Origin of the sequence: Flavobacterium sp., from assembly GCF_027484205.1 — a bacterium.
In the GTDB taxonomy this organism is placed as follows: Bacteria; Bacteroidota; Bacteroidia; order Flavobacteriales; family Flavobacteriaceae; genus Flavobacterium.
Window position 1 is genome coordinate 102,057 of record NZ_JAIXUB010000009.1, and the last position, 13,741, is coordinate 115,797.

General features: G+C 32.3%; 10 protein-coding genes. 7 read left to right on the plus strand and 3 right to left on the minus strand.

The features are described from left to right. Nucleotides 1-69: 69 nt before the first annotated feature. On the plus strand, nucleotides 70-1,473 hold the full coding sequence (locus Q0049_RS03075) for an OmpA family protein (protein ID WP_298116446.1): 1,404 nt from the start codon (nucleotides 70-72) through the stop codon (nucleotides 1,471-1,473). A 63-nt stretch (nucleotides 1,474-1,536) separates the two neighbouring features. After that, complete coding sequence (locus Q0049_RS03080) at nucleotides 1,537-4,293, plus strand: PD-(D/E)XK nuclease family protein (RefSeq protein ID WP_298116448.1); 2,757 nt, start codon at nucleotides 1,537-1,539, stop codon at nucleotides 4,291-4,293. 103 nt (nucleotides 4,294-4,396) lie between these two features. On the opposite strand, the gene Q0049_RS03085 is transcribed toward Q0049_RS03080, so the two are convergent. After that, nucleotides 4,397-5,179 (minus strand): alpha/beta hydrolase, encoded by a 783-nt coding sequence (locus tag Q0049_RS03085; protein ID WP_298116450.1) that lies wholly within the window; start codon nucleotides 5,177-5,179, stop codon nucleotides 4,397-4,399. Between the two features lie 132 nt (nucleotides 5,180-5,311). On the opposite strand from Q0049_RS03085, the gene Q0049_RS03090 reads away from it, so the two are divergent. Then, on the plus strand, nucleotides 5,312-6,523 hold the full coding sequence (locus Q0049_RS03090; protein WP_298116451.1) for an AbiH family protein: 1,212 nt from the start codon (nucleotides 5,312-5,314) through the stop codon (nucleotides 6,521-6,523). A 153-nt stretch (nucleotides 6,524-6,676) separates the two neighbouring features. On the opposite strand, the gene Q0049_RS03095 is transcribed toward Q0049_RS03090, so the two are convergent. Together Q0049_RS03095 and Q0049_RS03100 are read right to left on the minus strand one after the other, a co-directional pair. Next, the gene (locus Q0049_RS03095; RefSeq protein WP_298116453.1) at nucleotides 6,677-7,969 is read right to left on the minus strand and encodes an aminopeptidase P family protein; all 1,293 of its coding nucleotides are present in this window, start codon (nucleotides 7,967-7,969) and stop codon (nucleotides 6,677-6,679) included. A gap of 189 nt (nucleotides 7,970-8,158) precedes the next feature. Next, a complete protein-coding gene (locus Q0049_RS03100; protein ID WP_298116614.1) occupies nucleotides 8,159-8,599 on the minus strand; it encodes a Crp/Fnr family transcriptional regulator in 441 nt (146 codons plus the stop codon). Between the two features lie 232 nt (nucleotides 8,600-8,831). On the opposite strand from Q0049_RS03100, the gene Q0049_RS03105 reads away from it, so the two are divergent. From Q0049_RS03105 to Q0049_RS03120, 4 genes are all read left to right on the plus strand, one after another. Next, a complete protein-coding gene (locus Q0049_RS03105; RefSeq protein ID WP_298116455.1) occupies nucleotides 8,832-9,683 on the plus strand; it encodes a ChaN family lipoprotein in 852 nt (283 codons plus the stop codon). Nucleotides 9,684-9,825: 142 nt separating this feature from the next. Beyond that, entirely contained in the window at nucleotides 9,826-10,692 is an 867-nt protein-coding gene (locus tag Q0049_RS03110; protein ID WP_298116457.1) for a hypothetical protein, read from the plus strand. Nucleotides 10,693-10,854: 162 nt separating this feature from the next. Next, the gene (locus tag Q0049_RS03115) at nucleotides 10,855-11,706 is read left to right on the plus strand and encodes a succinate dehydrogenase cytochrome b subunit (protein WP_298116460.1); all 852 of its coding nucleotides are present in this window, start codon (nucleotides 10,855-10,857) and stop codon (nucleotides 11,704-11,706) included. Nucleotides 11,707-11,725: 19 nt separating this feature from the next. Beyond that, on the plus strand, nucleotides 11,726-13,735 hold the full coding sequence (locus Q0049_RS03120; protein WP_298116462.1) for a fumarate reductase/succinate dehydrogenase flavoprotein subunit: 2,010 nt from the start codon (nucleotides 11,726-11,728) through the stop codon (nucleotides 13,733-13,735). Nucleotides 13,736-13,741 lie beyond the last annotated feature (6 nt).

A 13,741-nucleotide genomic window follows, 5' to 3' on the forward strand; every position in this document is an offset into this window, starting at 1 on the left:
CATTTTGATAATTCAATAATTGGTGTTACTTTTGCACCATTATATCTTTATAATCTAACAAAATTAAGTATGAAACATCTTAACAAATTATTTGCTTTATTGATGCTTTTAGGATTAAGTTCTCAAGCACAAGATAGTAACAACAAATGGGCTATTTCGTTTGGTGTAAACGCAGTAGACGGAGGTAGAGTAAGTGCTGCTTCTAAATTAGAGGATCAATTTTCTCAGTATTTTGATGCTAACAGATATTGGAATATTCTTCCATCTGTGTCTTATTTAAACGTATCAAGAAATGTAGGAAATAATTTTTCTTTCGGTGTAACAGGTTCTGTAAACAAAATGAAAAAGTTTGTTAGCGAAAGAGTTTATCCTTCAACTGATTATGTAGTTACAAATCCTGGTGATTTAAATTACTACGCTGTTGATGGTATTGTTAAATATAGCTTTATGAATCTATTAGGTTCAAAATGGTTAGAGCCATCTGCACATGTTGGTGGAGGTTACACTTGGTTAGGTGATGATGCTAAAGGTGGAACTGTAAATGGAGGTTTAGGTATAACTTTTTGGTTTACTGAGCAAGTTGGTCTTTCTTTTCAATCAACTTACAAACATTCATTTGATTCAAGAGATAATGCTGATGCTATCCCAACTCACTTGCAACACTTTGGAGGTTTAACTTTCAAATTTGGTGCTAGCGATAAAGATAATGATGGTATCTACGATAAAGATGACGCTTGTCCAGATGTATTTGGATTAAAAGCTTTCAATGGTTGTCCTGATACTGACGGTGACGGAATCGAAGATTCTAAAGATTCTTGTCCAGAAGAAGCTGGAACAGTTGAAATGAACGGTTGTCCTGATACTGACGGTGACGGAATTGCTGATAAAGATGATGCTTGTGTTGATGTAGCAGGTTTAAAATCTTTAGCTGGTTGTCCAGATGCTGATGGTGACGGAATTGCTGATAAAGATGATTCTTGTCCAACTGTAAAAGGTCCAAAAGAAAACAAAGGTTGTCCTTGGCCAGATAGAGATGGTGATAACGTATTAGACAAAGATGATAAATGTCCAGATGTTAAAGGTACTGTAGCTAATCAAGGTTGTCCTGAAGTTTCTGACGAAGCTATCAAAAGATTAAATGATTATGCTAAAACTATCTTATTCGATACTAACAAAGCTACTTTCCAACAAAGAACTTACCCAGTATTAGAAGCTATTACTGCTATCTTGAAAGAATACCCAAGTGCTAACTTCTCAATTGAAGGACACACTGATTCTGATGGTAAAGATGCTGCTAACTTAACTTTGTCTGAAAACAGAGCTGCTGCAGTTAAAAATTACTTAATCGAAAAAGGTATCGCTTCTTCAAGATTATCATCTAAAGGTTTCGGTGAGTCAATGCCAATTGATTCTAACAAAACTAAAGCTGGTAAAGCTAATAACAGAAGAGTTGAAGTGAAATTAGTAAAATAATTTCTTCCAAAATATTTTTAAGAAACGCCTCGATTTATCGGGGCGTTTTTTTATATTTATAAAATGAATAACAACTCATTTTTAAATAAACTTGCTAAAGTAATTGTCACTGATTATTCTGATAATTTTTCAGATTTAATAATTATTCTGCCTAACAGAAGAGCTAAAGTTTTTCTTATTGATGAGCTAAAAAAGGAAACAACTACAACTATATTTTCTCCTGAAATTATAAGTATTGAAGACTTTGTTCAAAACATTGCAGGAATTCGTTCTATTGATAGCGTCGAATTATTATTCGAGTTTTATAATGTGTATCTTTCAGTAACTGACAAAGACCAAGAATCTTTCGAAACCTTTGCTAATTGGGCAAAAACATTACTTCAAGATTTCAACGAAATTGATCGGTATCTTCTTGAACCAGATAAGATTCTTAAATATCTTGAAAATATTAAGGAAGTCGAACATTGGGCAGTTGACATTGACAAACGAACCGACTTAATTGATAAATATTTAATTTTCTGGAAAAAACTTCCACTGTATTATCATTCACTTTATAATTATTTATTACATAAAGGAATTGGTTATCAAGGTCTGATTTATAGAGAAGCAGTTGATAATCTTAACCATTTTTCAGAAACTATAAAAGATAAAAAATTCCTTTTCGCTGGATTTAATGCTTTGAACCATGCCGAAGAAAAAATTATACAACATCTTTTAGCGATTGATAGAGCCAAAATCTATTGGGATATCGATGAAACTTTTTTGAATGATCCATTTCACGATACAGGACTTTTTCAAAGAAGATTCAAATCCTCTTGGCCATATTATAAAACCAATCCCTATGAATGGATTACGAATGATTTTAAGCATGAAAAGAACATTCAAGTTATTGGTACACCAAAAGCAATTGGTCAAGCCAAAATTGTAGGCGAAATAATTGAAAAACAAAGTATTCAAAACGAAGGTAAACTTCAAAATGTTGCCGTAGTTCTTGGCGAAGAATCGCTTTTGGTTCCCATTTTATATTCGCTTCCATCCAATGTTGATGCATTAAATATTACGATGGGTTATTCAAGTAAAAATAATCCAGCGCAATTGCTTATCGCCAAACTATTTAAAGCACATACTAATGCCATTTCGAGAAACGCTTCAAGCTATGTATTTTATTACAAAGACGTTTTGGATATTTTGACGCATCCACTGATTGAACCTTACATCAATACTAAAGAATTGGTAAACCGAATCAATCAGAACAATTATACTTTCATAGTTCACAAACGAATCCTAGAATTGCAAGAAAATCAGAATGAATTATTTCAATTGATTTTTCAAAAATGGGATACTTCTTCTGTAACTATTTTGGAAAATTTGAGTCAGATTTTACTCAAAATAAAATCCAATTTGAGTTCCGACAATGACGAAGAAAAGATTACCAATGCTTTTGTTTATTCGATTTTCAAAGTGATAAACAAAATGATTTCGTATTTTTCATCTAATTCAAATATCGATTCTGTTGAAACACTTTTTGCTATTTACAAACAAGTAATTGATGTTGCTGAAGTTTCTTTTGAAGGCGAACCTTTAAACGGATTGCAAATTATGGGAGTTTTGGAAAGTCGTGTGCTCGATTTCGAAACTGTAATAATCACATCGGTAAATGAAGGCAAATTTCCTGCTGGAAAAAGCATGAATTCGTTCATTCCTTATGATGTAAAAAAAGAATATGGTTTGCCAACTTTTAAAGAAAAAGACGCCATTTATACTTATCATTTCTATCATTTATTACAACGTGCTAAAAATATTTATTTGCTGTATAATTCTGATAGTGAAGGTTTAGACGCTGGAGAACGAAGTCGTTTTATCACACAATTAGAAGTCGAAAAACAACCGAATCACAATTTGACATTTCAAACGTACAATGCTAATGTTCCTGAAATTGCACATCAACCTTTAGTAATTCCAAAATCGGAAAAAGTGTTGTTGCGATTGAAAGAAATTGCTGACAAAGGATTTTCTCCATCAGCATTGACGACGTATATTCGAAATCCGATTCAGTTTTATTTCCAAAGAATATTACGAATTTCCGAAACCGATGAAGTAGAAGAAAATATCGCAGTAAATACACTTGGAACCATCATTCACGGAACTTTAGAAGAATTGTACAAACCATTTATTGGTAAGATTTTAATTGAAAATGATATTAAAATTTGCATCAAAAATATCGATGAAGAAGTGTTGAAACAATTCAAATTAGTTTACAAAGAAGGCGAAATCAAAAAAGGAAGAAATCTGCTAGCTTTTGAAGTTGCCAAACGAAATGTATTGAATTTCTTGAAACTAGAATTGGAAGCCATTCAAAACGGAGATGAAATTCAGATTATTGCCTTAGAGAAACATTTAGAACGTGAATTAATTCATCCAAAATTACCATTTTCTGTTACAATTGGCGGAAATGTAGACAGAATCGAAAATCGAAACGGAAGAATTAGAATAATCGATTACAAAACCGGAAATGTTACAAAACCAAGTGTCACTTTAAAATCCTGGAATGGCTTAACAGAAGACATCAAAAACGATAAAATTATTCAAATTCTTGCCTACGCATTTATGTATGAAAAAGAAGCCAAAGGCCTAGAAATCGAAGCCGGAATTATATCTTTCAAAAACTTAAAAAATGGATTTTTGCCATTTAGTTTCAAAGAAGGTAAAGAAACAATAGAAGTAATTTCACCCGAAATAATGGAGAGTTATATTGAAGAAATTGTGGTTTTGTTAAATGAAATTTTGAGTGTTGATGTGGCTTTTGAGGAGAAAGTTTAACACTTAACCGCAAAGGCGCTAAGTTTTTCGCAAAGTTCGCAAGTTTTTTATATTTTTAGAAAGAAAGCTTAGTGACCTTCGTGCATTCTTCGTGTCTTTGCGGTTAAACTCTTTTTAAAAACTCACCCAAAACAACCAACAATTCTTCCTTATTTTCAATATGGCTCATGTGTCCGTCTGGGAAAGTGTGCAGTTTTACGTTGGTTCCCTCAATTTGGTCAATATTTTCATCGTAATTCAAAACGGGATCTTCTTTTCCTAAAATCAACAGCATTGGATAAGAAGCAAAATGCAAAATAACTTCTCTATCTTTTCTAATTTTCATTCCTTCTTGACAAGCAACAATTCCTTGAAGTGGCGTTTTTAAAGCTTCCAACTTTACATATTCAATTTCATCCAAAAAGATTTCACGATTTTTCTCACTGAATAAATTCGCAACACTCATTCGAATACAAGCCACATAATTTTTCTTAACTGCAATAATCGCTCGGTCACGATTGGCTTTTCGTTCGTCGCTATCAGCTCTTGAAGTGGAGTTTAAAAGCACCAAACCTTTCATAGCATCTGGATACAATTCGGCGAAAGCCAACGCAATATAACCGCCCATAGAATGACCAACCAAAACCGCTTTTCTAATTTTCAATTCGTGCAAAACGTGATGCACCATATCGGCTTGATCTTCCATAGAATGAACGTAACCTAAGCATTCTGTTTGTCCATGACCTAATAAATCAATAGCAATAACGCGGTGTTTCTTTGAAAACTCTGGCACAAAAGCATTCCACATTTCTTTATTTTCATAAAAACCATGCAATAAAACTACAACCGTACCTTTTCCTTGGTCGGTGTATGTGATTTTGGTGTTTTTAAAGATGGTGATTTTCATTGGTGCAAAACTATAACTTTAATTTTTTTTGAAACACAAAAGTCACAAAAGAATGTAAAACAATTATCGTTAATAACTTTTGTACCTTTTATGCTTGAAAATAAATATATTTGAGAAACAGATTTTAGAAGTATGAATAGATTAGTTATCATTGGAAACGGATTTGATTTGGCGCATGGACTACCAACTAGTTATAGAGATTTTATTGATGATTTTTGGAAAAGCATTATTAGTAATTATGATAATAAGAAAGTTTGGTTATACGAAAGTGAAATCATTACTATTCAAATTGAATTGACTTGGCAAAATTTTGAAGTTATTGGTGAAAGTATAAAACAAATTAATACTTATTTTGAATTGGTTAAATTTGTCAATACTTATTCTTCAGGTTTTAATCCATATCAACGTTCAGATAAAAATGATTCATACATAAAGTTTCATAATAAATTTTTTGAAACAATTTGCAGCAAAATGTCCATAGAAAACTGGGTCGATATAGAGAATGAATATTATTTTCAATTAATTGATTTACTCTTACCTAAAGTTATAGCATTTATCCCAAAAGAAAAAAAGGAAAAAGAAATAACTATTCTTAATCGTGAATTTGAAGAAATCAAAAAATTGTTAAGTGAGTATTTAATGAATAAAATTGATTATGCAAAGTCATTTAACCAAAAAGAGATTAAAGATTTCTTAAATATTTTAGATGATGACAACTATTCCTTTACAGAATTTGATAAGTTTTTTGATGAATTCCCACCAAAAATTCATAACAGAATCAAAGAAGAACATGTTAGATTGATGAAAACAAAAATAGAAATCCCGAAATTCTTCTTAAATTTTAATTACACATATACGTTAGCTCTTTATTTACAAAAGTTAAATTTAAAAAGTAATCGAATGAATCAAATTCATGGGAAAATAGATGACGAAGCCAATCCAATTAATTTTGGCTTTGGTGATGAAATGGATAAGAATTATCAAAAAATAGAAGAGAAAAACGATAATGAATATTTAAGAAATATAAAGTCTTTTCAGTATCTTCATACACCTAACTATAAAAATCTTTTAGATTTAATTGATAGTGAAATATTTCAAGTATTTATTTTGGGACATTCATGTGGATTGTCTGATAGAATTCTGTTAAATACAATTTTTGAGCATGAAAATTGTTGCTCAATCAAAGTTTTTTATCATCAAAAAAATGACGGTTTAGATAATTATACAGAAATCATTCAAAACATTTCTCGCCATTTCAATAAGAAGAAATTAATGAGAGAAAAAATTGTAAACAAAACATTGTGTCAACCTTTACCGCAAATTCAATTACCCAAGAAAGCATAGTTTTGTCATTTCGTCTCGTCTTTTTTGACGAGAGAGAAATCACACAAAATAATCGAAAGTGATATTCCTTCGGAATGACAACTAGGAACATAAAAAAACGGCTCACTTTCGCAAACCGTCTTTTCTCTTTCTTCTTGTATCTATTTTCTAAAACTAACTATTCATTAAACTTTCAATTTCCTCCACTTCAATAGGAATATTACGCATCAAGTTGAACGCTTCACCTTTTTCCTGAATCACCATATCGTCTTCAATACGAATTCCGAAACCTTCTGCCGGAATGTAAATTCCTGGCTCAACAGTGAATACCATATTGGCTTGCATTGGTTCGTGTAATAATCCGTAATCGTGTGTGTCTAATCCCATGTGGTGCGACGTTCCGTGCATGAAATATTTTTTGTATGCTGGCCAATCTGGATTTTCGTTTTGAACATCGGCTTTGTCAATCAATCCCAAACCTAGAAGTTCAGAAGTCATGATTTTACCAACTTCTACATGATATTGTTTCCACAAAGTTCCAGGAACTAACATTTTTGTAGCTTCATTTTTTACACGTAAAACCGCATTATATACTTCTTTTTGTCTCTCAGAAAAACGTCCTGAAACTGGAACCATTCGCGTCATATCACTTGAATAATTTGCGTATTCTGCACCAACATCAAGCAAAATTAAATCGCCTGGATTACATTGTTGGTTGTTTTCAATGTAATGCAACACATTCGCATTATTACCCGAAGCAATAATTGGTGTGTAAGCAAAACCTTTGGAACGATTTCTTAAAAATTCATGTGCAAATTCGGCTTCAATTTCATATTCCATTACGTTTGGTTTTACGAAATTCAAAATTCTACGAAAACCTTTTTCAGTGATATTACAAGCTTCTTGAATTAAATCCAATTCTTCGCTTTCTTTCACAGAACGAATTCTTTGCAAAATTGGGTTCGATTTTTCCACTTTATGCGCAGGATAATTTTCTTTCCACCATTTAATAAAACGTGCTTCACGAGTTTCGGTTTCAATCACCGCACGATAATGTTCGTTAGTGTTGATGTAAATGGTTTCGGCATAAGTCATCACTTCTTTCAACGTTTTATGAAAATCTTGCAACCAAATCACACTTTTAATTCCCGCAACTTGAAAAGCTCTTTCTTTAGTAAGTTTTTCGCCTTCCCAAATTGCGATGTGCTCGTTAGTTTCTTTCAGAAATAAAATCTCTTTTAAATTTTCATATGGCGCATCTGGAAAAAGCAACAAAATACTTTCTTCTTGATCAACGCCAGATAAATAAAAAATATCACGATGTTGTGCAAATGGCAAAGTAGAATCGGCAGAAACAGGGTAAATATCGTTCGAATTAAAAACGGCAACACTATTAGGTTTCATTTGTGCCGTGAATTTTGCTCTGTTTTTAATAAACAAATCACGGTCTATTTGATGGTATTTCATATGTAAGTTTTTATTGTTTTTTAATGGTCATATGCAATTGCCTGAAGGCTCATGTCATTTTATTTACCAAAATTACGCAAACTATCTTTTCAATGTGTAGCCAAATGGCGTTATTTTCAACTTCAATGTCAAAAGCAAAAATCAACTTCAATTTTTAAAATTTCTCCAATCTGTGTTCCAAATAAAAAACTATAAGATGTTTTTACGAATACGACTCATATGACGCGATGAAATCCCGAGAAAAGAGGATAAATAATGCAACGGAACTTCTTGCAGTAATTTAGGTTCGGTTGCCAATAGTTTTTTGTAACGTTCTTCAGGTGTTAATGTTAGCAAATCAATTCGGTAATCATCAATTAAGCAAATTTGTTTTTCAATAACATTGTAATAAAATTGATGAAATGCTTTATTGTTTTCAATTAAATCTTTGAAGGTTTTTAAATCTACAATCCATAGTTTACTATCGGCAATGGCTTTGATGCTCTTTCTTGATGGTTTTCCAAATAAAAAACTGCTTAACGAAGAAGTAACCGAATTTCTCAAAGCTAAATACGTCGTTTTTTCCTCGTCTAAAACTTCAATCGAATGTTGTAAAATGCCGCTTTCTACAAAACAAAAATGTTGACAAATTTCTCCCTCTTTTGCAAAGAATTCGTTTTTTTAAGATGTAATATTTGAAACGTTTCTCTAGCTTTAACAATCAATTCTTGCATGTAATCATCTTTTACATCAATAAATTGACATAAATAATCAAGAAAAGTATCGTTCGATTTTGAAACTGACATCTATAAAAGTTTCAACAAAAATATCCAAATAGTTTTCAACTCAGATTAAAATCTATATTTTTATAAAAAATTTCATAATGAGAACTAAATTTTTGTTACTACTTCTTCTTTTTGTAGCTTGTCTTCAAGCACAAGATAAAAAAGCCTATCAATTATTTGATAAAAATGGAAAGAAAGTATCTTATGATAAATTATTAAAAGCATCTTTGAAAACACAAGTTGTTCTTTTTGGAGAATATCATAATAATTCGGTGGCGCATTGGTTACAACTTGAATTAACTAAAGATGTTGCTGCACAAACAAAAGTTGTTCTCGGTGCAGAAATGATTGAAGCCGACAATCAAACACAATTAAACCAATACTTAAAAGGTGAAATCGATCAAAGAAAATTAGATTCCACTGCACGACTTTGGAAAAATCATCCCACAGATTACAAACCTTTAGTTGATTTTGCAAAAGAAAATAAATTTGATTTCATAGCCACAAACATTCCAAGGCGTTATGCTTCGATGGTATTCAAAAAAGGATTAGAAGAACTTCAAACTCTAAAAGATGAAGAGAAATCATGGATAGCACCTTTACCAATTGAATTTGACATCAATCTTCCTGGATATCAAGGAATGATGAACATGCAAGGCGGACATGCTGGCGACAAAATGCCAAAAGCTCAAGCCATAAAAGATGCAACAATGGCCTATTTTATCAATAAGAATTTAGCATCAAACTCTGTTTTCATTCATTACAACGGAACCTATCATTCCGATAACTTTGAAGGAATCAATTGGTATTTAAAAAAATACAATCCAACAATTGAAATTGTAACCATTTCGTGTGTAGAACAAAAAGACGTATCTAAATTAGAGAAAGAAAATTACAATAAAGCCAACTTCATTCTCGTTATAGATGAAGATGTAACAAAAACGTATTAAAATCGTCTAATTTATTTGAAACGAATGGTCTGCGCATTTTTGCAATCCATTTTCCCGCTTTTCTCTGCAATCTTTTCTTTTTTTAAAAGAAAAAAAGAAAAGGATTTCCGTTATAATCGGGGTTATTTAATAAACTATCCATATGAAAAAATTAGTATTAATAGCACTTGTTTTAATAGTAACTGTCTCGTTCTTTTCATGTTCAAAAGATGAAACAGAAGAACCAATGCTAATTGTTAAATTTCAATTTGACAAAAATCAAGTTCGATTAAATAATCTTGGACAACCGTCAACTGTTGCTGTGGGAAATGCTGCACAATCACCTGATTTTAATTCAATTTCCGCTCATTATTTAGAATTTGCACCTTCAGCTACAACTCAATTAGGTCAAGGCGAAGTTATTTATCACGCTCCAGAAACTACACTTGGTGGAAGCACCGCTATTGATTTTTCAAAAGCCATTATATCTGAAGAAGGCGAAACATTCTTGAAAATACCTTTAAGTCAAATTCAATCAGGAAATTATGAATGGCTAAGAGTTTCATTAGCGTATCAGAATTACGAAATAAAAGTTAGAAGTCAAGGTGTCGATTACACAGGAACACTTGCAAGTTTTGTAGGTTACAATACATATATTGGTGAACATTCTATTAAGAATACAACTTTTCCAGTTAACGCAAATAAACTTCAAGGATATTGGGCTTTCGCTTTAAACGACCAACCTTATTCAACATCTGGACAAGCGCCAGCAGGAGCAACAACGGTTCCAAATCCAATAGCTTCAACTTCACCAATTCCTGCCGGTTCATGTGTTGTAACAGGAAAATTTCCAACAAACTTAGTTATTACTGGAAATGAAACCAGAGATATTATAATAACACTTTCACTTTCCATAAACAACAGTTTTGAGTGGCACGAAGTAATTCAAGATGGTAAATATGAACCATCTGAAGGAGAAAATGTTGTTGATATGGGTTTAAGAGGATTGATTCCTACCTATGTAAAATAGTTTTGTTTAATCAAAACAACTAATTTTCATCTTTCTAACACTTTGAAAATCAACAAGTGTTAAACTCACTTTAAATTCATTATAAATTACGACGAAAAGGTTGTAGTTAATATCAAATAGCTGTATTTTTGTTTGATTTTTTTAAATAAATTATACAATCTTATGGCAAAATCTGCATTCTTAAAGTCATCTATCGCAAAAAAATATTGGATGGCTCTTACGGGTTTATTTTTATGCTTGTTTTTGGCAGGACATTTAGCTGGAAATCTACAATTGATTTTCAGTGACGCATTACACTTTAATCAATATGCGTTGTTTATGACTTCAAATCCAGCAGTTAAGTTATTATCTTATGTAACTTACATTTCGATTCTTTTTCATGCTGTTGACGGAATTATGTTGACAATTCAAAACAAAAAAGCTAGACCAGTTGGTTATGCGAAAACAGATGGTTCTTCAAGTAGTTTAGCTTCTAGAAACATGGCTGTTTTAGGTACTTTGATTTTGGTTTTTATTGTGACACACATGGTTAACTTTTGGGCAGTAATGCATTTTGATGAAAAAATGCCTTTACAAAAAATTACTGTTGAAGCTATGGGACAAAAGCAAGAATTATACTTAACCACAAATGGCGGATATCAACCAGTTGCTCAAACAGCAAATAGTTTAAGTGACGCAACAAAAATGGGATTGCCTACATACATTGAAAACAGAACAGAGTTCTTTAATACTCAAGCTAAAGTAAAAGTTGGTGAAGGTTATAAAGATTTACATAAAATTACGGTTGCATTTTTTAAAGATCCAAAATATGGTTTGATAGCTACAATTTTATATGTTTTAGCAATGGCAGTTTTATCTTTTCATTTGTTGCATGGTTTTCAAAGTGCATTTCAATCTTTAGGAATCAATAATAAGTTTACTCCGGCAATCAAAACTTTCGGGACAGCTTTTGCAATTATTGTTCCCTTACTTTTTGCTATAATTCCAGTTTACATTCACTTTTTCTTAAAATAATCAACATCAGATATATATTATGAAGTTAGATTCTAAAATACCAGAAGGTCACATTTCTCAAAAATGGACTGATTATAAAGACCATTTAAAATTAGTTGCTCCAAACAATAGACCAAAAATCGACATTATAGTTGTTGGAACAGGTTTAGCAGGTGCATCAGCAGCCGCTTCACTTGGTGAAATGGGTTATAATGTTAAAGCTTTTTGCTTTCAAGATTCTCCACGTCGTGCGCACTCAATTGCCGCACAAGGTGGAATAAACGCCGCAAAAAATTATCAAAATGACGGAGATAGTATTTTTAGATTATTCTATGATACTATCAAAGGTGGTGATTATAGAGCGCGTGAAGCAAACGTTCACCGTTTAGCCGAAGTTTCAGGAAACATTATCGACCAATGTGTTGCTCAAGGTGTTCCTTTTGCACGTGACTATGGTGGATTGTTAGATAACCGTTCTTTTGGTGGTACTCAAGTTCAAAGAACTTTTTATGCTGCAGGACAAACGGGACAACAATTACTATTAGGTGCATATTCAGCTTTATCAAGACAAATCGGATTAGGACGTGTAAAAATGTATAATCGTCACGAAATGTTAGATTTAGTAAAAGTTGATGGTAAAGCTCGCGGAATTATAGCACGTAACTTGGTAACAGGTGAATTAGAAAGACATTCGGCTCACGCAGTTGTTATTGCTTCTGGAGGTTATGGAAATGTTTATTTCCTTTCTACAAATGCAATGGGAAGTAATGTTACAGCTGGTTGGAAAATACACAAACAAGGTGCTTTATTTGCTAATCCATGTTTTGTTCAAATTCACCCAACATGTATTCCAGTTCACGGTACTAATCAGGCGAAATTGACTTTAATGTCAGAGTCTTTACGTAATTCAGGTCGTATTTGGGTTCCTAAGAAAAAAGAAGATGCTGAAGCAATTCGAGCAGGTAAATTAAAACCTACACAATTAGCTGAAGAAGATAGAGACTATTTCCTTGAAAGAAGATATCCAGCTTTTGGTAATCTTGTACCACGTGACGTAGCTTCTAGAGCAGCAAAAGAAAGATGTGATGCAGGACACGGAATTGAAGCTAACGATACTAACGAAGGAGTTTACTTAGATTTCTCTACAGAAATTCAAAATAAAGGTAAACAAGCGGCTTATGCTCAAGGAAATCATAATCCTAGCGCTGAAGAAGTTACTAAATTAGGTAAAGCTTGGTTGGAAGAGAAATATGGTAACTTGTTTACTATGTATCAAAAAATTACGGATGAAAATCCATATGAAACTCCAATGAAGATTTATCCAGCAGTTCACTACACAATGGGTGGCGTTTGGGTTGATTATAATTTGCAATCTACAATTCCAGGTTGTTTCGTTGCAGGTGAGGCAAATTTCTCTGATCATGGAGCAAACAGACTTGGAGCTTCTGCTTTAATGCAAGGTTTAGCCGATGGATATTTTGTCCTTCCATATACAGTTTCTAACTATTTGGCAGATGAAATCAGAACTGGTAAAATTTCTACAGATTTACCAGAATTCGCAGAAGCTGAAAATAGAGTTAAAGATTCTATCGATAAATTCTTAAATAATAAAGGTTCTAAATCAGTGGATCATTTCCACAAACGTTTAGGATTAATTATGTGGAATAAAGTTGGTATGGGTAGAAACGAAGCTGGCTTAAAAGAAGCGATAGCACAAATCAGTGCTTTAAAGGAAGAATTCTACAGAGATGTAAATGTTCCAGGAAAAGCTGATGAGTTGAATCCTCAGTTAGAAAAAGCATTGCGTGTTGCAGATTTTATTGATTTAGGTCAATTAATGGCTATGGATGCTTTGCAAAGAAATGAATCTTGTGGAGGACATTTCCGTGAAGAATATCAAGATGCTGAAGGTGAAACACTTCGTGATGATGAAAACTTCTCTTTTGTTGGTGCTTGGGAATATAAAGGTGATGATATTACTAAAGAAGAGCTTCACAAAGAAGAATTGAAATATGAGTTTATTAAAATAGCCGCAAGAAATTACAAATAATAGAGT